The organism is Streptomyces polyasparticus (genome assembly GCF_014493765.1).
Taxonomy (GTDB): domain Bacteria; phylum Actinomycetota; class Actinomycetes; order Streptomycetales; family Streptomycetaceae; genus Streptomyces; species Streptomyces polyasparticus.
In genome coordinates this window covers 101,770-124,058 of sequence record NZ_JACTVJ010000003.1, presented here as the reverse complement: position 1 = coordinate 124,058, position 22,289 = coordinate 101,770, and the positions used below count along the sequence as shown (strand labels likewise).

The window sequence follows — 22,289 nt, the reverse complement described above, 5'->3', positions numbered from 1 at the left end:
GGTGGGGCCGCCGGACCGATTGACCCGATCTTGACCCGGTCGGTTACTGGCTGGTGCTACTGGATCGTTGGTACCCGATTCGTCCCCTGCCCACCAGTCCTCGCGCAGCGTTCGCCGTACGCGGGGCCGGGGAGGCGCTCGCGCAGGGAGGGGGAGGCGCCCGCTCAGCCGGCGTCCACGGGGAGCACCGTCAGGGTGCGGCCCCGCGTGATGTACAGGCGGTTCTTCTCGGCGGCGTAGCGCGTGACGGCGGAGGTGTCCTGCGGTTCGTCGGGGATCGTGTACGTCCAGACCGTCTTCATGGTCCTGCGGTCGACGGCGACGGCCGCGACGTCCACGTCCGGCGAGACGGGCGGGAAGAGAAGGCCGCCGGCCGCCACGGGCGCCGCGGCGGGCGGCGGGGCGAGCCGCACGGTGGACTGCCAGCGCCAGGAGCCTTCCTTGCGGGCCCGTTTGCGTTTGTTCCGCTGGATCACCCACATCTCGCGGTTGAGGAACGACAGGTAGATCTCGTCGCCTTCGATGAGCGCTGTCCCGTAGAGGGTCCGGCCCTTCTGCTTGTCGGTCATGCCCTCCTCGGCCTCCTCGGGATCGAGGCTCCAGACGGTCCTGCCCGTGGCGAGTTCGAGGACGAGCAGACCGCGGCCGCTGACCACCACCGTGCGGTGGTCGGCGGCGATGCCGCGGCGGGCGGCGCCGGTCTCGGTCGAGATGAAGGTCCCCTCGGTGGCCAGTTCGCGCCGCCACACCGCCCTGCCGTCGTCCATCCGGTACGCGGTCACCGCGTCGGTCTCCAGGAGCACGCCGATGCGTTTGTCGCCGACCATCGGTTCGAGCACGATCGGGCTGCGGGCGAGCTGCCTGCGCCAGCGCACCTTGCGGGCCTTGACGTCGTACGCGACGAGGAAGCGGTCGACGTCCTGCGGGCGCCCGGTGGAGGCGGCGCCCGGACGGTGGCCGATGAGGTACACAGCCCGCTCGTCGAAGCCGGCGAACGGGGTCAGCATGCGGGTCATGTCCAGGTCGAGGGGGCCGGTCATCCAGGTGCGCCCGTCCGCCGCCTCGACCACCGCGAGCCGGCCGTCGGGCTCCGCGGTCGGCTGCACACAGGCTCCGGCGCAGGGGGCCGGGCCGAGCCCGATGCCCTCGGTGACGCTCCAGCGTTCGGCGCCGGTCCGTGCGTCGAGCCCGATCAGGGAACCCTCGGCCTCCCCGGTCGCGACCACGATGTCGCCGAACGGGTACGCGGTCACGAAGCCCTTGTCGCCGAGTTCGCCGCGGAAGGTCCACAGCGGCCTCGGGGCTCCGCCGGGGTCACGGGTCGGCTTCCTCGCCGGGCCCTTGGCCGGGGTGTCCGGCGCCCCGCCGTCGTCTTTCGCCAGCCACCAGGTGGCACCGCCCGCCGCCGCCACGGCGAGCGCCCCCGCGCCGGCGAGGAGGGCCCGGCGGGTGGGGCGTGCCTCGCTCCGCGGATCCGCCGTATGCCGTCGTACGCCGATGCTGCCGGCGGCTTCCGTACGGGCGCCGATGTCGGCGAGCACCGCCGGGGGCAGCCGGTCCCCGAACCAGCCGGTGGCGGCGGCCTGTTCGCGCACCGCGGCCGGTGTGGGGCGGGCGGCCGGGTCCCTGGCCAGACAGGCGGCGGTCAGCGTGCGCAGGGTGTCCGGTACGGCGTCGAGGTGCGGCTGCTCGTGGGTGATCCGGTAGAGCACGTCGGCCGCCTCGCCCTCGCCGTGGGGCGGGCGTCCCGTGGCGGCGAAGACCAGCAGGGCGCCGAGTGCGTACACGTCGGCGGACTCGTCGCCCTGACTTTCGCCCGAGGCCCGTTCCGGGGCCATGTAGGCGGGGGTGCCGGGGCGGGCTCCCGGCTCCTGCGCCGCACCCCGCAGGTGGGCGACGCCCAGGTCGATGAGGCGGGGGCCTGCCGGGGTGATCAGGACGTTGGAGGGCTTGAGGTCCCGGTGGACGTAGCCCGCCTCGTGCAACTCGCCCAGCGCGTCGGCGAGCCGGGCCGCGAGTGCGCGTACGGCTGCTTCGGGCCAGGGGCCGTACGCGGTGACGGCCTCGGCGAGCGAGGGTCCGAGGACGTAGGCCGTCGCGAACCAGTCCTCGCCCTCGTCGACGAACGCGGGGAAGTACCCGGCGCCGCCGAGCCGGTGGGCGGCCCGGATCTCCGCACCGAACCGCTGCCGCAGGGACGCGTCCCGTGCGTGCTCGGGCCGCAGAGTCTTGAGCGCGACGGTGCGGCCCGTGGCCGTACGGGCGAGATAGACGGTGCCCATGCCCCCGGCGCCGAGGCGGGCGAGGAGGGTGTGGCCGGCGATGGCTTCGGGGTCGGCGGGCGTGAGGCGGGCGAGGAGGGTGTGGCCGGCGATGGCTTCGGGGTCGGCGGGCGTGAGGGGGGCGAGGGGTTCTGTACGGGCGGGGGGTGCGGCGAGGGGTTCTGTACGGGCGGGGGTTGGGGTGGGGGTGATGGGCGAAGCAGGGCCGGCGGCCGGCCGTTGCGGTCCCCCGCCGCTGGAACGGCTCGGCCTCAACTTCCGTGTCCGCTGGTCCGGTTCGGGCGTCGGGACGTCTTCCACGGGCCGCGCATCCTCCGGTGTCCGCGCGTCCTCGGGCTGTCCGTCCTCGGGCACCCGCCCGTCCTCCGGTTCCCGCCCATCCTCCGGTGCGTCCGCGCCGCCCCGTCCGCGTTCCTCGTCCGTCATCGCAGCGTCCTCACGTAACCGGAAGGGCATAGACCGACTGCCCGTTGACGACCATGGCGTGCCGGCCCGCCGAGTGGACGGTGTAGCCGTCGGAGCCCTCCGCGACGGCGTAGCGCCAGCGTTCGGCGCCGGTGGCCGGGTCGAGGGCGACCACGCCCAGGCGGTGTCCGACCAGGAGCGTGCGGCCCGATTCGGTGACCCGCACCCAGGGCGGGACCGCCTGGCCGGTCACGCTGTCGCGGAGCGGGTCGGCCGGCAGCCGGTGGCGCCAGTGCTCACGACGGCGTCCGAGGTCGACGGCGTGCACGCTCTGATGCGGACCGGCGACGAAGTACAGCGGACCGGGAACTCCCTTGATCCGTCGGGGTTGTGTGGTGTGGGGCTTGCGGGACTGCTCGCCCGCGGGCTCCTCGTACAGGTCGAGGCTCCAGTGCGGCGCGTCCGCGTCGGCCCGCGCGGCGCGCAGCCGGCCGTGCAGGAGCGCGATGAACTGCTCGGAGTACGGGTCGTAGTTGACCACCGACATCAGGTCCTCGGGCCAGTCGTGGACCCGGTCCCAGCGGACGCGGCCGGTGGCGACGTCCACGCGGATGATGCGGGCGCCGCCCGGGTAGCGGCGCTGCATCAGATGCCAGACGTCATCGAGCCCCGGTACCGCGATCGCCACCACGTCCCCCCGGGCACCGGAGGCGACCTTCACCTTCCAGCGCTCCGCCCTGTCGTCCACGCCCAGGGCCACGACGTACGGCTGATGCGTTTCGGGGGTGCCGCCCTCCGGGGGCACGGCGTGGTACAGGGCGAGGCGCTGCTCGGCGGAGCCGCCCATGAGGCCGATCCTCCCCCGGCCCGACATGACGCTCATGGGTTCGGTCCACAGTTCTTCGCCGGTACGCGGGGAGAACGCGGCGATCCGCCCGGCCCGTACGGTCACGATCCGGTCGGCGAGCGTCAGCACGGGCTCCTGCTCCGGCAAGTCCTCGTGGGTCCACAGGACTTCACCGGTTCCGGTGTGGACCGCGGCGAGCCGCGAGGACTCCAGAATGCAGCAGACCTCGCCCTCCCCCAGGGCGACGGGCAGCGCGATCCGCTGCTTCGACTTCGCGTCGTACCGCCACAGCGTGGGGGGTGCGACACCGCGCGGGACGCGGGTGGCGCGCCGGTTCGTGGCCGGCCGGGCGCCGGGCGAGGTGAGTGCCGTGGTGCCGCCGCGGCCCATGACCCAGCCGGCCACCCCGCCTGCGCCGAGGAGCACTCCGGCCGACGCGGCGAGCAGGGTGCGGCGGGCCGGTGCCGCGCGCCGGCCCGCCGTGGCGTCCGGCGGCGGCTCGGGTGCGTGTGCGGGCGGTGGGGGCGGCGGGACCGCCTCGCGTTCCAGGGCCTGTTCCGCCTCCCGCGCGAGCGCCCCGACCAGGCGTGCGGGCAGGGCGTACGAGGTCTGTCCGGCCCAGTGGGCGGCCAACTCGGCGGCGGACGGCCGTAATACGGGATCCGGAGCGCGGCACCGGTCGAGCAGCTCGCGGTCCGGCGGGCGCCCGCCGGCCGCGTCCTCGAGCACGGCGGCGAGCGCGGCCACGTCGTCCGGCGGACGTCCCGTCCCGCGCGGCCGGACGAGCCGCGCGCCCGAGGCCCCGAGGAGCACCCCGCCGGGGGTGACCGCCCCGTGGGCCGCGCCCAGTGCGTGCAGCCGCGCGAGGGCGCCGGCGAGCGTCGCGCCGATGCCTCGTACGGCGGGCTCGGGCAGCCCCGCGTACAGCAGTCCGCGCACGTCGGCGAGGGTCAGGGACGGGACATGGACGCAGGCCAGCCAGGGCGCGTCCGCTTCGGTCCCTGCGTCGGCGTACGCCACGAGGCCGGGCCCGGCGGCGGACCGCAGCAGGTCGGCCGAGCGCGCCAAGTCCCCTTGTACGAGGGTGATGTCGACGTGGCCCGTACCCCCGGGCCGATGGGCAAGGTAGCGGCGTTCACCACCCGCCTCGGTGAGCACGGCGAGCAGCCGGTACGAACCGAGGACGCGCGGATCTCCTTGGTGCAGGTCTTCCATCGATAGGTCCCCCGAGCGCCCGCCTCCCGCCCCCCGGCCAGGATCGGCGCGCGCCACAGTCCCGTCGTGCCACGGCGGGACCCGGCTCAGGGTAGTCCCGGAATGCCGGATTCATGAGGGTGCGCGGCCCTGGACCTCCGAGGCGGGAGCTCACCCGTCGCACTCACCACGTGGGCATCGCCCGTAACCGCTCTCCGTGCGCCACGAACATCCGGCCCGCGGCCGCGGCGAGCCGCCAGCCCGGCTGTCCCGAGTCGTCGCTGTGCACCCACAGCTTGGTCCCCGAGGCGGCGTCGAGGGCGGCGACGCCCTGGTCGTGCCGGCGCTCCTCGTTGTCACGGTGCTGCACGCCGAGCGGTACGTAGAGCGCCTTGCCCTCCTGTACGGGCGGCTGCACCGGCAGCACTTCGTCGTCAAAGCTGAAGGATTGCGCGTAGCCGACGTCGGTGGCCCAGATCCGGGAGCCGTTCGCCATGTCCAGGCAGAGCAGTTCACGCCGGGTCGCCCAAGGGTGCGGCGCATAGAGCCGGTCCCCGACGACGGCCGGTGCGCCCCAGGACCGCTCGCCGAACTCGGAGTCGTCGTCCTGCGCCCAGCGCTCCTTGCCGTCGCGGGCCCGCACGACCGCGAGGCGTGCGCCGCCCACGCAGAACGCGTCACCGTGCACGGCGGGCGTCAGACCCGTGTCCGCGAGATACGGTGCGACCGGCCCGAAGTCCTTGCGCCAGCACACCTCGCCGGTCAGGAGATCGAACGCGACGCCCTGCCCTTCGCGCGCGCAGACGAGCAGCCGGCCGTCGGCCACGGCGGCGCCGACCGGCCCTTCGGAGGCGACGGTCTCGGCGGAGCGCCAGCGCACCTCGCGGGTGCTCAACGCGACGGCCGCGACCCGCCGTTGGGCGTCGAGCACGTACACCTGCGCACGGTCGGCGGCGAGCGCCTGCAGTGCCTCGGCCTCCGTCGTGTCCCACGCGGCCTCACCGCTGCGGGCGTCGAGCGCGGTGAGCCGTCCGCCGGGCGTCACCACGTACAGCGTGCGCCCCACCGCGAGGAGGGGCCCGCGGCGCTCGGGTGCGCCGCGGCCCGGCCAGGACCAGGCGGGGGCGCCCGTGTCCTGCCGCCACGCGGCGAGTCCGCCGCCGGCCGGGGCGACGACCACGCGGTCGACGGCAAGGGGGCCGGGGCCGTCCGGGGCGATGCCCTCGGCCGTCCACAGGGGGTCGGGGACGGATCCCACCTGCGGGTCGGCGAGCGGTTCGGCGTACGGGACACCGCTTTCGCTGACTTCCGGACCCGTGGGCCGCTCGCGCCGCAGCCACCAGGCGAGCACCCCGCCGCCCGCCGCCAGCACGGCGGTGCCGGAGGCCGCGAGCACGGTACGGCGGCTGACCGACCGGCCGGGTGACCGGCTCCCTTCGTCGGTCTGCCCGGCCTCCGCGATCGCCTGCTCGGCCTGGCGGGTCCGCCGCTCGATCTCCTCGCGCAACGGCGCACGGCGCCAAGGCAGTTCAGCGCGTGCTGCCTGCTCACCGCGCTCCGTCCGCCCGGCGCGCGCCGCCCGCCCACTGTGCCCTGTGCGTCCGAGGAGCCGGGCCAGGGTGCCGGGCGCCGGGCGGGCCCCGGGGGCCTTCGCCAGACAGTCCCGCAGCAGTGCGGTCAGCGCGGGCGGCACCCCGTCCAGGTCAGGATTCTCGTGTACGACACGGAAGTTGACGGCCGCCGGATGCCCCGATCCGAACGGGGCACGTCCCGTACAGGCGAAGACGAGGACCGCGCCCAGCGCGAACACATCGGCGGGCGGCCCGGACCGGCGCCCGGTGACCTGCTCGGGCGGCGCGTATCCGGGGGTGGCGGGGGCGGTGCCCGGATCGGTGAGGGTGAGGCCGTGCTCGGGCCGTGCGATGCCGAAGTCGATGACGCGCGGGCCGTCGTGGGTGAGCACGATGTTGGACGGCTTGAGGTCGCGGTGCACCAGGCCGGCCCCGTGAATCACCGTGAGCGCACGGGCCAGTCGGGCACCGAGCGCCCGCGCACCGGCCTCGTCGAAGGTGCCGCAGAGGCCGACGGCCTCGTGCAGGGTGGGGCCGGCGAGGAATTCGGCGGCGATCCAGGGCAGCGGCCCGTCGAGGTCGTGGCCGAGCAGCCGGGCCACGCCACGGCCCCGTACCGCCGAAGCGGTGTCGGCCTCGCGCCGGAAGCGGCGCACCATGCCCGGGTCGCGGGCGAGTTCGGGCCGCAGGACCTTGACCGCGACCGGCCGTCGGCGGGCGTCCCGCGCGAGATACACCGCGCCCATGCCGCCTTCGCCGAGCCCGGCGACGACGGTGTACGGCCCGATGCGCTGCGCTTCCCGCTCCCCCATGGCGGCCCATGGTGACAGGGGAACTCCCGCCTCAGTAGCGGGAGTTCCCCTGTCGGAGCCGCCGGAGCCGGCCGGCGGCCGCCGGGGTTCGTCAGAGCTGGATGCCGGTGAAGACCATCACGCGCTCGTACGTGTAGTCCTCCATCGCGAAGCGGACACCCTCGCGGCCGACGCCGGACTGCTTGGCGCCGCCGTACGGCATCTGGTCCGCGCGGTACGAGGGCACGTCGCCGACGATCACGCCGCCGACCTCGAGGGCGCGGTGGGCGCGGAAGGCGGTCTGCACGTCGTGCGTGAACACGCCTGCCTGCAGGCCGTACTTGGAGTCGTTGACGGCGGCGAAGGCCTCGGCCTCGCCGCTGACCTTCTGCACGGTGAGGACGGGTCCGAAGACCTCCTCGCAGGAGATCGTGACATCGGCCGGCACGTCCGTGAGGACCGTCGGCGCGTACGAGGCGCCGTCGCGGCGGCCGCCGGTGAGCAGCTGGGCGCCGGCCTTCACGGCCTCGTCCACCCAGGACTCGACACGGCGGGCGGCGTCCTCGCTGACCAGCGGGCCCACGTCCGTCCTGTCGTCCGACGGGTCGCCGGTGACCTGGGCCTCGACGGCCTTGACGATGCGCGGAAGGAGACGGTCGTGCAGCGACTCGTCGACGATGACGCGCTGCACCGAGATGCAGGACTGGCCGCCCTGGTAGTTGGAGAAGGTGGCGATACGGGTCGCCGCCCAGTCCAGGTCCTCGTCGCTCGCCCAGTCGGCGAGGACCACGGCCGCGCCGTTGCCGCCGAGCTCCAGGGTGAGGTGCTTGCGCGGGACCGAGTCCATGATCGCGTAGCCGACCTTGTCGGAACCCGTGAAGGAGATGACGGGCAGCCGCTCGTCCTGCACCAGCTGCGGCATGTGGTCGTTGGCGACCGGAAGCACCGACCAGGAGCCGGCCGGCAGCTCGGTCTCGGCGAGCAGCTCGCCGATGACGAGGCCGCTCAGCGGGGTGGCCGGGGCGGGCTTGAGGATGATCGGGGTGCCGACCGCGATGGCCGGGGCGATCTTGTGGGCACACAGGTTCAGCGGGAAGTTGAACGGTGCGATGCCGAGCACGACGCCCTTGGGGAAGCGGCGGGTCAGGGCGAGACGGCCCTGGCCGCCGGCGTCGGTGTCGAGGCGCTGGGCCTCGCCGCCGTTGAAGCGGCGGGCCTCTTCGGCGGCGAACCGGAACACGGAGACGGCACGGCCGACCTCGCCGCGGGCCCACTTCATGGGCTTGCCGTTCTCGGCGGAGATCAGCCGGGCGATCTCCTCGGTGCGCTCGACGAGCCGCTTGGACACGTGGTCGAGGGCGGCGGCCCGCACATGGGCGGGGGTCGCGGCGAACTCGTCCCGTACCGCGTACGCGGCGGCCACCGCCTCCTCGACCTGGGCATCGGTCGGCACACTCACCGCGGCGACCGTACGGCCGTCCCAGGGAGAGGTGACATCGAGGGTGGTCTCGCCGGTGGCCTGGCGGCCGGCGAGCCAGAAGGCATGGGTTTCGGTCATGGCCGGGCCCTTCCGCGGGTGCTGCTCGGGTGTGGGGTCACTTTCCACGGTAGGGGTGCGGAGCGGCCAAGGCGTTTGTCCGGGGTGGAGCAGTCGGGTGGCCAACTTGGCCAATTCAGCCCCTGCGGCGCTTGAGCAGACCCGCACGGAGTGCGGATGCGGGGGTCCGGGGGCGAAGCCCCCGGTTTCGGGAAGGGGCGGGGCGGGGAGAAGGGCCCGCCGCAGGCGCCACCCACCCACGGATCCGCACCGTCACTCGGACGCCGCAGCCGTGGCCTTCAACGCCAGCCAGAGCTCCATCCGGACATCCGCATCGTCGAGCGAACGGCCCAGGATCTCCTCGACCCTCCGCATCCGGTACCGCAACGTATGCCGGTGCACACCCAGATCCGCCGCCGCCGCGTCCCACTGCCCATGCCGTGAAAGCCACGCCCGCAACGACTCGACCAGATCCCCGCGCCCCGTCGCATCGTGCTCGTACAACGCCCTGAGCAGCCCGTCCGCGAAGGCCCGTACGGCATCGTCGGCGAGCAGCGGAAGCACAGATCCCGCGGCGAGAGACTCGTGCTCCACCAGGAAGCGGCCCCTGCGCCGGGCCACCGACAGCGCCTGTTCGGCCTGCTTGTACGCGGCCGCCGCCGCGATCGGACCGGCCGGCGCGGAGAGCCCGACCACGAGGTCGTCGGTCTCGGGCGCGGGCTGGTCGCGCCCCGCCGCGCGGGCCCGCTCCAGCTGCCGGGCGTGCTCGACGCAGGCGGAGGCCGCCGCACCCCCGTCGGTCATCAGGACCACGAGCCGGTCGCCCCCGTCGGGTACGACGAGGACCGCCTCACCGGAGTGCGCGGCCGCGGCCTCGACCACGTCGGCCAGGGCCACCAGCGGATCCTCCTCGGCCGCCGCGTCCGCGGCCGGCTCCGGCGGCAGCGGCGCGTGCACATCCGCGTGCACCCGGGCCGAGGCCGACACCGTCTCGGCGACGAGCAGCCGGAACGGCGCGTCGAGCAGTCCGCCGTACAGATCGCCCGCGACCGTACGGGCATGGGTCGGCTCCCCGGCGAGCAGCATCCGCAGCACCGCCGCGCCCAGGCGCTGCTCGGCCGAGTGCAGGGTCCGTGACCGTTCGGTGGTCAGCGTGAGCAGGGCGATCGCGGAGTGCACGGCATAGCGCTCGGCCGTGCCGAGGCTGCTCGCGGTGCCGACCGCGAGTGCCGTACGGGGCCGGCGTCCGGCGCCGATGGAGTGCAGCTCCACCCGGTCGTCCGCCCCGGAGACCACCAGGCTCGCGGGGGCCGGCCGTGAACGAAGGCGTTCCACGTCGGGTGTGAGCGTGGCGGCCCGGCGCGCGGCCCAGTCGGGCGCGGTGGCGACGACGGCGCCCGACGTGTCGTACAGCGCGGCCCAGCCGTCGACCTGCGCGGCGAGCGCGGCGAGCAGCCCTTCGGGGCCGCCCGCGAGCGCCTGCTTGGTGAGCTCGCGCTGCGCGGCGAAGCCGGCCGTCACGGACTTGTACTGATCGGCCGCGATGGCCGCCGACACCGCCTTGCTGATCGCCAGGAAGGGGGTGCGGCGCGGCACTTCGAGCAGCGGCAGACCTTCGCCGGAGGCGGCCTCGACCAGCGCGTCCGGGATGTCCTCGTAATTGACGCCGACCGCGAAGCCGAGCCCGATCACGCCCGCGTCGACCAGGCGCTTCACATAGCTGCGCATGGCTTCGTGGTCCTCGGCGTCGAGCTTGAGCGCCGTGATCAGGAGCAGCTCGCCGCCCTCCATGTACGGGACGGGATCGGCGAGTTCGCTGACATGGGCCCAGCGCACCGGAGTGTCCAGCCGGTCCTGTCCGGCGCGCACGCGGAGCTTGAGCGCGGAGTGATGGACGAGCGAGGCGAGGGTGGGCGGCATGGGCCTTCCGTAATCCGTGGGGGAGATGTGTGGGCCGGGGTGCGTTGGGGGCGCACTGGGTCCCGGTGGGAGGACTTGTCGGCTTTTGGCCGGGACGTATGAAGCGGGCACCGCAATTCTGCCTCAGTGTATGGACAAGTTGTGCGGCCCGTGGCGATTCTGTGCTGCCTCGGTGGGAGCGGGGCCGACGAGGAGCTGCGGGCGGTATAGGCAGGCGCGGGAGCCAAGGGGATTCGCCGGTTCCGCACGAGGAGCGGGAGAGATTCCTGCGCGAACCGCAAACGGGGGCCACGCAGGGGTGGCCGGCCGGACCTGGGTACGGGAGGGTCGGGCTCCTAGCCCCGGAGGTCCACGAGCAGCGGCGGCGCGTGCTCGCCGCGCACTGTCGTCAGGGACAGGACCGCGTGCCCCGGCGGCACGGAGTGGGCGAGCTCCGAGGCCGACCAGCGCTCACGCTCGACCTGGCGGACGGTCACGGACTGGGCCGTCGGCGCCCTGCCCGTGATGACCTTCCGTACGAAATGGGAGACCTTCGTCAGCGGTTCGTCGGCGACGATCTGCCGGTCGGTGACATCCCGCGCCTCGATCCACTCCTTGCCCCAGACCTCCGCGAACTGCTGCCCGTCCCAGGGAGTCACCCCGCTGAGCGCCATCCGGCAGCCCGCGGCGCCGAGCAGCGCGGTGCGCAGCGGCGGTGCGACCTCGTCGAGGGTACGGAGGGTGAGCACGGTGCCCGCGTTCGCCGAGCGGAGCCGCTGGATGCCGCGGACGGCCTCGGGGGTGATGGTGCGCGCGGCGTCGTCGAGGATCAGACAGGCGAAGAGCGAGCGGTCCTCGCGGTGGGCGGCACTCGCCGTGAACTGCGCGAGAACGAGCCGGGCCAGGATCCGCGAGGCATCCGCGTGACCGCGTTCGGGCAGATCGATCCGTACGCGTACGGGGTGGTCGAGGGCGCGCAGCGAGAAGGGCTGGGCGCGTCCCGTCGTATCGAAGAAGCCGGCGAAGGCCGGGCGGTCCAGGAGCGCGACCCGGTCGGCGAGCACGGCACCGGGGTCGCCGGATGCGCCCGACTGCCGCTCGCGGGCGTCGAGTTCGCGCAGCATCGGTTCGTCGCCCGCCTCGTCGAGCGCCTTGCGCAGCTCGGCCAGCGGCACGGGGGCGCCGTCGAGGAGCTCCCGCAGTTCCGGTACGGAGGGGAAGCGGCCGTGCACGGCCCGGTAGGGGCCGAGCAGCTGGGCCAGGACGGTGGACGAGCGGCGGCTGTCGGCGCCCGGGTGCGGGTCGGCGAGATCGCCGACGAGGGCCTCGGCGAGCACCGCAGCGGCCTCGTCCGGATCGGTCGTGCCGCCGTACAGGTCGAAGTCGTACTCGGAGTCGGGGTGACCGATCCGGATCACCACGTCGTAGTTCTCCGCGGGCCCCAGGCCCGCGCCCGCCGCGCCCACGACGACCACGGCCGCACGGCCCGCGAGGGCCTGCAGACAGAGGGCCTCGGCGAGCGGGCGGATCACGGCGCCGGTCTTGCCGGAACCCGAGGGGCCGACGGCGAGGAAGCTGGTCCCGAGCAGCTCGGGTCCCAGCGCGAGCCCTGTGCCCCGGTACGCGTACGGATTGCGCTGGTCGTCGGCCGCCTTGCCGAGGCGGACCTGGCCGGTGCGCAGGTCGTGGCGGGCGGTGCGGGTGGTGAGGTCGCGGGCGCCGGAAGGGTGCAGACAGGCGGCGGCCCCGTCGCTGAGCACCGCGCGCGTGAAGGTGTCGAGGGGGTGGCGGCCCGACGCGACCGACTGCCAGGCCCGCTCGATCCGGGCGAGGTCCACGTCCCGCATCCGTCCCGCGCCGGCCTCGGCGGCCAGCTTGTCGGCGGCTTCGGCGGCGCCGGCCGCGCGGAGGTGGGGCCAGTGGGCGGGGTCTTCCTGGGGGGCCGCGGCGGGAGCCTGCTGGGGCTCGGAACGCCGGAAGCGGGGGGCGAGATAGCGGCGCCAGACCTCGGACCAGCGGCCGAGGCGGCCGACGGCGACCATGATCCCGCCGGCGACGAGCAGGTAGTAGAGGTTCGACGAGACGGAGTAGGCGACGCGCCCGTCCGCAGCGCCTCGGAACCAGTGATCAGGGATCACGGCGAGCAGCGGCCACAGCCAGAAGTCCCCCAGGTAGCTGTTCCACAGCAGGGACCAGAGCAGCCATCCGCACAGGAACGCGATCAGCGCCCCGCTCAGGAGCTGCCGGGCGGGGATCAGCTCCGGCTCCTCCGCCGGGCGCGGGCGGTGTCCCAGGCGCCAGATCCCGGGGAGCGCGGTGGGGCGGGGGGCGCGCAGCCAGGCGAGGAATTCGGCGGCGCGGGACTGCTGGGGGGCACCGCCCGGGCCGGGCGTGTGGGTGGGGCGCGGTGGAGGTACCGGCGTGTTGCGCGTGGCACGCGGCTGCTGCGGTCCCTGGGTGTCCATGGCCCTTGCCCCCTGACCTGGCGGTCTGTCGGTCTTGTGCGAAGCCTCAATTTAGTCGGCCCGCATGGGGAGTTCACGGTTCCGCGCCACCTTGATACGGGCGCCTGTGTTGTTTTCCCCGATCCCGCCCCCTCCTGAAACGGGAGCCATGCTTCAGCCCCTGCGGCGTTTGAGCAGATCCAAAAGGCCCGCCGCAGGCACCCACCGCCGACCACGGGGCAAACCGGACACGGCCACTGTCCGCCGCGGACAACAACGCAGACCCACTTCTCCAGCACGGAGCATGCCCCACCCCCTCCCCCACCCCTAGCCTGCGAAGAAGAACAACCGCGTCCGAAACCCCCACATCGCCCAAGGAGCCCCTCATGAGCGCAATTCCGCAGGAGCGCCGCGTCGTCACCGCCATTCCCGGTCCGAAGTCGCAGGAGCTGCAGGCCCGGCGCACCGCCGCCGTAGCCGGTGGTGTGGGGTCGGTGCTTCCCGTGTTCACCGCGCGGGCCGGCGGCGGCATCATCGAGGACGTCGACGGCAACCGTCTGATCGACTTCGGCTCCGGTATCGCCGTGACCAGCGTCGGCGCGTCCGCCGAGGCCGTGGTCCGCAAGGCCTCCGCCCAGCTGCAGGACTTCACCCACACCTGCTTCATGGTCACCCCGTACGAGGGGTACGTGGAGGTCTGCGAGGCGCTCGCCGAGCTCACCCCCGGTGACCACGCCAAGAAGTCCGCGCTGTTCAACTCGGGCGCCGAGGCCGTCGAGAACGCGGTCAAGATCGCCCGTGCGTACACCAAGCGCCAGGCCGTCGTCGTCTTCGACCACGGCTACCACGGCCGCACCAACCTCACGATGGCGCTGACCGCCAAGAACATGCCGTACAAGAACGGCTTCGGCCCGTTCGCGCCCGAGGTCTACCGCGTCCCGGTCGCCTACGGCTACCGCTGGCCGACGGGTGCCGAGAACGCCGGCGCCGAGGCCTCCGCCCAGGCCATCGACATGATCAACAAGCAGGTCGGGGCCGAGAACGTGGCCGCGATCATCATCGAGCCGGTGCTCGGCGAGGGCGGCTTCATCGAGCCGGCCAAGGGCTTCCTGCCCGCGATCGCCCAGTTCGCCAAGGACAACGGGATCGTCTTCGTCGCCGACGAGATCCAGTCCGGCTTCTGCCGTACGGGCCAGTGGTTCGCCTGTGACGACGAGGGTGTCGTCCCGGACCTGATCACCACCGCCAAGGGCATCGCGGGCGGTCTGCCGCTCGCCGCCGTCACCGGCCGCGCCGAGATCATGGACGCCCCGCACGCGGGCGGCCTCGGCGGCACGTACGGCGGCAACCCGGTGGCCTGCGCCGGTGCGCTCGGTGCCATCGAGACCATGAAGGAGCTCGACCTCAACGCCAAGGCGAAGAAGATCGAGCAGATCATGAAGGCCCGTCTGACCGCGATCCAGGAGAAGTACGAGATCGTCGGCGACATCCGCGGCCGCGGCGCCATGATCGCCATCGAGCTGGTGAAGGACCCGGCCGGCAAGGAGCCCAACCCGGAGGCGACGGCCGCCCTGGCCAAGGCCTGCCACGCGGAGGGTCTGCTCGTCCTGACCTGCGGTACGTACGGAAATGTCCTGCGCTTCCTGCCGCCGCTGGTCATCGGCGAGGACCTCCTGAACGAGGGCCTCGACATCCTCGAGCAGGCGTTCGCCCGGATCTGACCCGGTATCGGTCCGGCAGCCTCGGAGAATCGCCCTCCGGAAGCGCCCTTCCAAGTGTGGACGTTTCCGGGGGCTGAACCGTGGACCTGGGGTAACAGTCGGAGGTTGTGAAGACCCTGTGCGGGGGCGATGGCGGGATGTCATTCCGCCTGTCGCACCCGCACCCCCGGGCGTAGGTTTTTCCCAGATGAGAGAAACACCCCGCCCGCAGGGGACTGCGGGCGATTCCGGCACGGAGCCTCCCCAGCCCCGTTCCGGGCGCGCCCTGGCGCACAGCCGGAGTCCCAGGCTCTGGCGAACCTCATAGATCGGACGGCCGCCCGCCCCAAACCCCCCGGGGCGCGCGGCACACCGGTCCAGTCGGCCGTCCCTGACGGGGCCCGTCGACTCCGAAGGGCCAGCGCATACCCCCCCTTGCGCCGGCCCTTCGGCCTTTTCCCACCACGCGTCGGCGGGCGGCTTGGCGATCTCCATGCGGCCGGAGTAGATGTGTTCCCCATGCCGCCGTCCTCCCGCAAGCCGCACGCCGCCTCGCTGTGCGTGCTGCTTTCCGTCCTGTTCGCGCTCTTCACCTGGCAGGTCGTCGCCGACGGCCCGCTGCGGCGGCTCGACGAGCGCGTGGGCAGCGCCCTCAGGAACGGCGGCTTCCCGCGCGGGCTCGCCGAGTTCTTCGCCGACCTCGGCAATGTCGCGGTGGCCGTCCCCGTACTGGCAGTGGCGATCGTGTGGACGTACGGGCGCACCCGCCGCCGGCGGCCCCCGCTCGCCGCGGCCCTGGCGCTCGCCCTGGTGCCCGCTCTGATCGCCCCGCTCAAGGCGCTGATCGACCGCCCCGGCCCGCCCGGCATGGACGGGCCCGGCGGCTTCTACCCGTCAGGCCATGCGGCCACCACTGTCGTGGCGTTCGGAGCAACGGCCCTGCTGCTCCTGCCGCATACGCGCTTCGGCCGCCAAATGTTCGCTTTCTGCGCCCTGTTGGTGGCGGCCAACGGCTTCGGTCTCGTACGCCAGGGCTACCACTGGCCCCTGGACGTCCTCGCGAGCTGGTGTCTGGGCGGCCTCCTGCTGATCGCGCTCGCCTTCCTCGTACGGGAAAGGGACAGAACCCCTCAGCCGAACCAGCCACAGCAGCCACAGCAGCCACAGCAGCCACAGCAGCCACAGCAGCCACAGCAGCCACAGCAGCCAGCGTAGCCGTTCACTCCTCGCCCTGCCGTGCGATCCCCGCCGCCGCCTCGTGCATCGCCAGTTCGAGCAGGCCCGGGTCGATCAGCGTGCCCGAGCCGTCCGGCGGGATGAGCCAGCGGACGCCGCCGCCGGTGGCGCGGCCGGGGTACGGGACCACGATCCAGGTGCCCTGGCCCGCGCCGCGTACACCGGTGCCGACCCAGCGGCCCGCCGTGCCCGCGGGCACGAAAAAACCCATCCTCGCGTCGCCGAAGTCGGCGAGGACGGGTCCGGGTCGGTCGAGGCAGCGGGTGAGGATGTCGAGCGTGGGGTAGCCGAGTTCGCCCGGCAGGATGAGTACGTCCCAGAGCCTGCCCGCCGGGAGCAGTGCGACCCCATGGGGGTTGCGTTCCCACTCCCAGCGGCAGGACTCCGGATCCGGTGCGACCGAAACGAGCCATTCGACTGCCGCCTTGGTCCCGGTGCCGGTCATGGCGGGGCCTCCTTTTCGTGTGCGTGGCTGGGCCTGACACGAGGGAGAGCGGCCAAGAGGCGTTTGCTTACGCGGGTTTCGCTACTTGTTGGTAGTGAAGCGGGTCACATCGCCGAAAGGGGCGTGCGCCTGCGTACGGGACGCGACGCACACCCCCTGTGACGTGCTCAGCTGTCGAAGCCGAGGCCGAGGCGGTCCATCACCTTCAGCCAGGCGTTGCGGCGGCCGCCGTTGGCGTCCGCACGGGCCAGCGAGCGCTTGGTGACCTCGATGCCCGTCCATGCGAAGGGCTCGGGCGGGAACGGCAGCGGCTTGGAGCGGATCATCTCGAGGTCCGTGCGCTCCGTGCGCTCCCCCGCAAGGAGGTCCAGCATCACCTCGGCGCCGAAACGGGTGGCGCCGACGCCGAGTCCCGTATAGCCGGCGGCATACGCGACGCGGCCCTTGTGGGCCGTGCCGAAGAAGGCCGAGAAGCGGGTGCAGGTGTCGATCGCGCCGCCCCAGGCGTGGCTGAAGCGCACGCCCGCCAGCTGCGGGAAGCAGGTGAAGAAGTGCTCGGCGAGCTTCGCGAAGGTCTCCGGGCGCTGGTCGTACTCCTCGCGGATCTTTCCGCCGTACGGATAGATCGCGTCGTAACCGCCCCACAGGATGCGGTTGTCGGCGGAGAGCCGGAAGTAGTGGAACTGGTTGGCCGAGTCGCCGAGGCCCTGGCGGCCGCGCCAGCCGATCGACGCGAGCTGCTCCCCGGTCAGCGGCTCGGTCATCAGCGCGTAGTCGTAGACCGGGACCGTGAACGGGCGCATCCGCTTGACCAGCGACGGGAAGACGTTGGTGCCGAGCGCCACGTCGCGGGCGAAAATCCGGCCGTACGGGGTGCGCACGGCCATGCCCTCGGTGGTGCGCGCCAGTTCGGTGGCGCGGGTGTGCTCGTAGATGCGCACGCCCAGGTCGAGGCAGGCCTGCTTGAGGCCCCAGGCGAGGCGGGCCGGGTGGAGCATGGCCACGCCGTCGCGGTCGTAGAGGCCGCCGAGGAAGGTCGGCGAGTCCACCTCGGCGCGCATCGCGTCGGCGTCCAGGAGGGAGACGTTGCCTTCGAGGCCGAGGGTCTTCAGCTCCTCGTACATCTCCGCCAGTTCGGCCACCTGGTGCGGCTCGGTCGCGACGTCGATCTCGCCGGTGCGCTCGAAGTCGCAGTCGATGCCATAGCGCTTGACGGCCTCCTCGATGGCGTCGAGGTTGCGGGCGCCGAGCTGTTCGAGCAGACCGATCTCGCCGGGCCAGCGGGCGAGCCCGTTGCCGAGGCCGTGGGTCAAGGACGCCGCGCAGAAGCCGCCGTTGCGTCCCGATGCGGCCCAGGCGATCTCGCGGGCCTCGATCAGGACGACCTCGCGGTCCGGGTGGCGTTCCTTGGCGATGAGCGCGGTCCACAGACCGCTGTACCCGCCGCCGACGACGAGCAGTTCGCACCGCTCGTCGCCGGTCAGGGCCGGGAGGGCCTCGGGTCGCCCGGGGTCGTCGAGCCAGTACGAGACGGGCTTGGCGTCCGCGAGCGACGCGAGGATGTCCTTGCTGCTCATGGCACGTGGGGCCATGATTTCCAACTCCCTTGCGGAGCCCTCGTATCGGAGGAGACGGGGGCTTATGCGTGCTTCTTGCGGCGGTTCCCGACCAGGATCCCGGCCAGGACGCAGATCACGGCGATGGCGAACATCGCCGTGCCGATGACATTGATCTGCACGGGTGTGCCGCGCTGCGCCGAACCCCAGACGAACATCGGGAAGGTCACGGTCGAGCCGGCGTTGAAGTTGGTGATGATGAAATCGTCGAAGGAGAGCGCGAAGGCGAGCAGGGCGCCGGCGGCGATACCGGGCGCCGCGATCGGCAGCGTGACCCTCACGAAGGTCTGCACGGGACCCGCGTACAGGTCGCGCGCCGCCTCTTCGAGCCGCGGGTCCATCGACATCACGCGCGCCTTGACCGCCGTCACCACGAAGCTGAGGCAGAACATGATGTGCGCGATGAGGATGGTCCAGAAGCCCAGCTGCGCGCCCATGTTGAGGAAGAGCGTGAGCAGGGACGCGGCCATGACGACCTCGGGCATCGCCATCGGCAGGAAGATCAGCGAGTTCACGGCGCCGCGGGCCTTGAAGCGGTAGCGGGCGAGCGCGAAGGCGATCATCGTGCCGAGGACGGTGGCGCCCAGGGTGGACCAGAGCGCGATCTGCAGGCTGAGCGAGAGCGAGCCGCACATGTCGGCGACCCCGCAGGGGTCCGACCAGGCGTCCGTGGAGAACTCCTGCCAGGCGTAGTTGAACTTGCCCTTGGGCTTGTTGAACGAGAACACCATGACGACGACGTTCGGCAGGATCAGGAAGGCGAGCGTCAGCAGGCCCGCGATGACCACGAGATTGCGGCGTACCCACCGTATGAAGGCAGACATCAGACCAGGTCCTCCGTTCCGGCCCGGCGGATGTAGAGCGTGACCATGATCAGGATCGCGGCCATCAGGATGAAGGAGAGCGCGGCCGCGGTCGGATAGTCGAGGACCGTGAGGAACTGCGACTGGATCACGTTGCCGACCATCTTCTCGCTGGTGGAGCCGAGGAGCTGGGCGTTGACGTAGTCACCGCTGGCCGGGATGAAGGTGAGCAGGGTGCCGGAGACGACACCGGGCAGCGACAGCGGGAAGGTCACCTTGCGGAAGGTGGTGAACGGCCGCGCGTACAGGTCACCGGAGGCCTCGTGCAGCCGGCCGTCGATCCGCTCGAGCGAGGTGTAGAGCGGCAGGATCATGAACGGCAGGAAGTTGTACGTGAGACCGCAGACCACCGCGAGCGGTGTGGCGAGCACGCGGTCGCCTTCGGTCAGGCCCAGCCAGCTGGTGACGTCGAGCAGATGCAGGGTGTCGAGGGTGCCGACCACCCAGCCGCCGTCCGCGAGGATCGTCTTCCAGGCGAGCGTACGGATCAGGAAGCTGGTGAAGAACGGGGCGATCACCAGGATCAGGACCAGGTTGCGCCAGCGGCCCGCCTTGAACGCGATCAGATACGCGAGCGGATAGCCGAGCAGCAGACACAGGACCGTGGCGATGCCCGCGTACAGGACCGAGCGCAGGAACTGCGGCCAGTACTCGCCGAGGGCGTCCAGATAGGTCTGGAAGTGCCAGGTGACCTTGTAGCCGGTCTCCAGGGAGCCGGTCTGCACGGAGGTCGAGGCCTGGTACAGCATCGGCAGCGCGAAGAAGACCACGAGCCAGAGCAGACCGGGCAGGAGCAGCCAGTACGGGGTGAAACGGCCGCGCCGCTTCGGGGGCTTGGCGGGTGGCTGCGCGGGCGCCAGAGGCGGCGGCGCGTCGGTGACCGTCGTCATGCGGCCACCTCTTCTTCCGTACCCGCGTCGATGTCCTGGGCGGCGTCGAGGCCGAAGGAGTGCTCGGGGTTCCAGTGCAGGACGACCTCGGCGCCGGGGGCGAGCCGCCGGTCCGCCTCGACGTTCTGGACGTAGACCTCGAGGCCGTTGCCGGCCGGCGAGTCGATCACGTACTGCGTCGAGACGCCGATGAAGCTGGACTGCGCGATCCGGCCGGTGATGCGGTTGCGGCCCTCGGCGATCGTGCCCGCCTCGTCGGCGTGGGTGAGCGCGATCTTCTCGGGACGGATACCGAGCAGCACCTTCTCCCCGGTGCGGGTGTCCGCGCTGGTGCGGGCGGTGGGCAGGGACAGCTTGGCGTCGCCGGCCTTCACCACGAGGGTGTCGGCACCCTTGTCGGCGACCTCGGCGGTGATGAGGTTGGAGGTGCCGAGGAAGTTGGCGACGAACGTGGTCTGCGGGTTCTCGTACAGGTCGGCGGGCGAGCCGAGCTGCTCGACGCGGCCCGCGTTCATCACGGCGACCTGGTCGGCCATGGTCATGGCCTCCTCCTGGTCGTGCGTGACGTGCACGAAGGTGATGCCCACCTCGGTCTGGATGCGCTTGAGTTCGAGCTGCATCTGACGGCGCAGCTTGAGGTCGAGCGCGCCGAGCGGCTCGTCGAGGAGCAGCACCTTGGGGTGGTTGATCAGGGCGCGGGCCACGGCGACGCGCTGCTGCTGGCCGCCGGAGAGCTGGTGCGGCCGCTTGTGCGCGTGGTCGCCGAGCTGGACGAGTTCGAGCATCTCGTCGACCTGCTTCTTGACCGACTTGATGCCGCGACGGCGCAGACCGAAGGCGATGTTCTCGGTGATGGAGAGGTGCGGGAACAGGGCGTACGACTGGAAGACCGTGTTCACGGGCCGCTTGTACGGCGGCAGCGCGGTCACGTCCTGGTCGCCGAGGTGCACGGTGCCCGAGCTGGGATCCTCCAGGCCGGCGATCATGCGCAGCGTGGTGGTCTTGCCGCAGCCCGAGGCGCCGAGCAGGGCGAAGAAGGAGCCCTCGGGGACGGTGAGATCGAGCGGGTGGACGGCCGTGAAGGAGCCGTAGGTCTTGCTGATCCCGGAGAGGCGGACATCTCCGCGGGTGGTGTCAGTCATGGCGTACCTACAAAGGGGTTCAGAGGGGCGGGAGCACGCGGGGGGCGGCGGCGCTCAGGCGGCGGTGGGCAGCAGGGCCACGCCGAGCACGAGGGCTCGGGTGAGCCCGGGGCTCACGCGCCGGTGAGCTTGGCGAACTTCTCCTCGTACTTCGACTCCTCTTTGTCGCTCAAGGAGCGGAAGGAGTTGGAGAGGGCGGCCATCTCCTTGTCCGGGACGATCAGCGGGTCGTTGGCCAACGCCTCGTCGATCTTGGCGAGTTCCGGCTTGACGCCCTCGACCGGGCACACATAGCTGATCCACGCGGCCAGTTCGGCGGCGACCGGCAGCTGGTAGTAGTGGTCGATCAGGAGTTCAGCGTTGGTCTTGTGCCGGGCCTTGTTGGGGATCAGGAGGTTGTCGGAGGAGGTGTGGTAGCCGCTCTCCGGGATGTGGAACCTGATGTCCGGGTTGTCCGCCTGCAGCTGCACCACGTCGCCCGCCCAGGCCAGGCATGCCGCCAGGTCGCCCTTGTCGAGGTCGCCGGTGTAGTCGTTGCCGGTGAAGCGGCGGATCTGCTTGTTGTCCACGGACTTCTGCAGGCGCGCGATCGCCGCGTCGAAGTCGTCGTCCTTGAAGGACCCGATGTCCTTGCCCATGTCGAGCATCGTCATGCCGACGGTGTCGCGCATCTCGGTGAGGAAGCCGACCTTGCCCTTGAGCTTGGGGTCGTCGAGCAGCTGCGAGACCGAGGTGACCTCACGCCCGCCGGTGGCCTTCACGTTGTACGCGATGACCGTGGCGATTCCGGTCCACGGGAAGGAGTACGCGCGTCCCGGGTCCCAGTCGGGATCGCGGAACTGCGGGGCCAGGTTGGCGAAGGCGTGCGGGGTGTTGGCGTGGTCGAGCTTCTGCACCCAGCCGAAGCGGATGAGGCGCGCGGCCAGCCAGTCCGTGACGCAGATCAGGTCGCGGCCGGTGTCCTGACCGGCCGAGAGCTGCGGCTTGATCTTGCCGAAGAACTCGGTGTTGTCGTTGATGTCCTCGGTGTACTTGACCGATATCCCGGTGCGTTTGGTGAACGCCTCCAGGGTGGGACGCCGGTTCTCGTCCTCGTCGTCGACGTCCATGTACTCGGTCCAGTTGGAGAAGGCGACGCGCTTCTCCTTCTTCGAGTGGTCGTCGGCCGCTACGCCGCCCGGGTTCTTGCTCGCCGCGGGGATGCCGCAGGCGCTCAGCGCGCCCAGGCCGCCGACGGTGAGCGCTCCGGCGCTCGTGGCGCGCAGCATCGCGCGGCGGGACATCGCGCCCCGGCCGCTGGTCATGCTGCGCCGCCAGGCGGCGAGCTGCACTGCGGAGGGGCGGTCGGGCTCGTACTGCTCCATGGCGCTAGGTGCCCTTTCGGGAGGATCCCTGTGGTGTGGGAAGGTGCGGCCGCGGGTCAGGCG

At 72.2% G+C, this 22,289-nt stretch carries 14 protein-coding genes; 2 read left to right on the top strand and 12 right to left on the bottom strand.

Annotation, left to right across the window (positions count from 1 at the left end):
• Positions 1-164: 164 nt before the first annotated feature.
• From H9Y04_RS03995 to H9Y04_RS03970, 6 genes are all read right to left on the bottom strand, one after another.
• Positions 165-2,708, bottom strand: a complete 2,544-nt coding sequence (locus H9Y04_RS03995; RefSeq protein ID WP_187812238.1) for a serine/threonine-protein kinase — start codon at positions 2,706-2,708, stop codon at positions 165-167.
• A gap of 10 nt (positions 2,709-2,718) precedes the next feature.
• Entirely contained in the window at positions 2,719-4,749 is a 2,031-nt protein-coding gene (locus H9Y04_RS03990; protein WP_187812237.1) for an outer membrane protein assembly factor BamB family protein, read from the bottom strand.
• A 163-nt stretch (positions 4,750-4,912) separates the two neighbouring features.
• Positions 4,913-7,111: a serine/threonine-protein kinase gene (locus tag H9Y04_RS03985; protein WP_187812236.1), complete on the bottom strand. Its 2,199-nt coding sequence runs from the start codon at positions 7,109-7,111 to the stop codon at positions 4,913-4,915.
• 91 nt (positions 7,112-7,202) lie between these two features.
• Complete coding sequence (locus H9Y04_RS03980; RefSeq protein WP_187812235.1) at positions 7,203-8,648, bottom strand: aldehyde dehydrogenase family protein; 1,446 nt, start codon at positions 8,646-8,648, stop codon at positions 7,203-7,205.
• A 252-nt stretch (positions 8,649-8,900) separates the two neighbouring features.
• A complete protein-coding gene (locus H9Y04_RS03975; protein WP_187812234.1) occupies positions 8,901-10,547 on the bottom strand; it encodes a PucR family transcriptional regulator in 1,647 nt (548 codons plus the stop codon).
• A gap of 335 nt (positions 10,548-10,882) precedes the next feature.
• Positions 10,883-12,991: a type IV secretory system conjugative DNA transfer family protein gene (locus H9Y04_RS03970; RefSeq protein WP_187812233.1), complete on the bottom strand. Its 2,109-nt coding sequence runs from the start codon at positions 12,989-12,991 to the stop codon at positions 10,883-10,885.
• A gap of 365 nt (positions 12,992-13,356) precedes the next feature.
• Between H9Y04_RS03970 and gabT the strand changes: the two genes are divergently transcribed.
• Together gabT and H9Y04_RS03960 are read left to right on the top strand one after the other, a co-directional pair.
• The gene (gene gabT, locus H9Y04_RS03965) at positions 13,357-14,691 is read left to right on the top strand and encodes a 4-aminobutyrate--2-oxoglutarate transaminase (protein ID WP_187812232.1); all 1,335 of its coding nucleotides are present in this window, start codon (positions 13,357-13,359) and stop codon (positions 14,689-14,691) included.
• 498 nt (positions 14,692-15,189) lie between these two features.
• On the top strand, positions 15,190-15,885 hold the full coding sequence (locus tag H9Y04_RS03960) for a phosphatase PAP2 family protein (RefSeq protein WP_187812231.1): 696 nt from the start codon (positions 15,190-15,192) through the stop codon (positions 15,883-15,885).
• A 4-nt stretch (positions 15,886-15,889) separates the two neighbouring features.
• Here the strand turns inward: H9Y04_RS03960 and H9Y04_RS03955 are convergent, their stop codons facing one another.
• The 6 genes from H9Y04_RS03955 to H9Y04_RS03930 all read right to left on the bottom strand — a co-directional run bounded on the left by H9Y04_RS03955 (position 15,890) and on the right by H9Y04_RS03930 (position 22,226).
• The gene (locus H9Y04_RS03955) at positions 15,890-16,351 is read right to left on the bottom strand and encodes a hypothetical protein (protein ID WP_187812230.1); all 462 of its coding nucleotides are present in this window, start codon (positions 16,349-16,351) and stop codon (positions 15,890-15,892) included.
• Positions 16,352-16,518: 167 nt separating this feature from the next.
• Positions 16,519-17,943, bottom strand: coding sequence for an NAD(P)/FAD-dependent oxidoreductase (locus H9Y04_RS03950; protein WP_236070575.1), 1,425 nt, complete (start codon positions 17,941-17,943; stop codon positions 16,519-16,521).
• Between the two features lie 47 nt (positions 17,944-17,990).
• Complete coding sequence (locus H9Y04_RS03945) at positions 17,991-18,791, bottom strand: ABC transporter permease (RefSeq protein WP_187812229.1); 801 nt, start codon at positions 18,789-18,791, stop codon at positions 17,991-17,993.
• Positions 18,791-19,720, bottom strand: a complete 930-nt coding sequence (locus H9Y04_RS03940; RefSeq protein ID WP_187812228.1) for an ABC transporter permease — start codon at positions 19,718-19,720, stop codon at positions 18,791-18,793. The genes H9Y04_RS03945 and H9Y04_RS03940 overlap by 1 nt, the downstream gene beginning before the upstream one ends.
• Positions 19,717-20,862: an ABC transporter ATP-binding protein gene (locus tag H9Y04_RS03935; protein ID WP_187812227.1), complete on the bottom strand. Its 1,146-nt coding sequence runs from the start codon at positions 20,860-20,862 to the stop codon at positions 19,717-19,719. Before H9Y04_RS03935 ends, H9Y04_RS03940 begins: the two co-directional genes overlap by 4 nt.
• Positions 20,863-20,975: 113 nt before the next feature.
• A complete protein-coding gene (locus H9Y04_RS03930; RefSeq protein ID WP_187812226.1) occupies positions 20,976-22,226 on the bottom strand; it encodes an ABC transporter substrate-binding protein in 1,251 nt (416 codons plus the stop codon).
• Between the last annotated feature and the right edge of the window lie 63 nt (positions 22,227-22,289).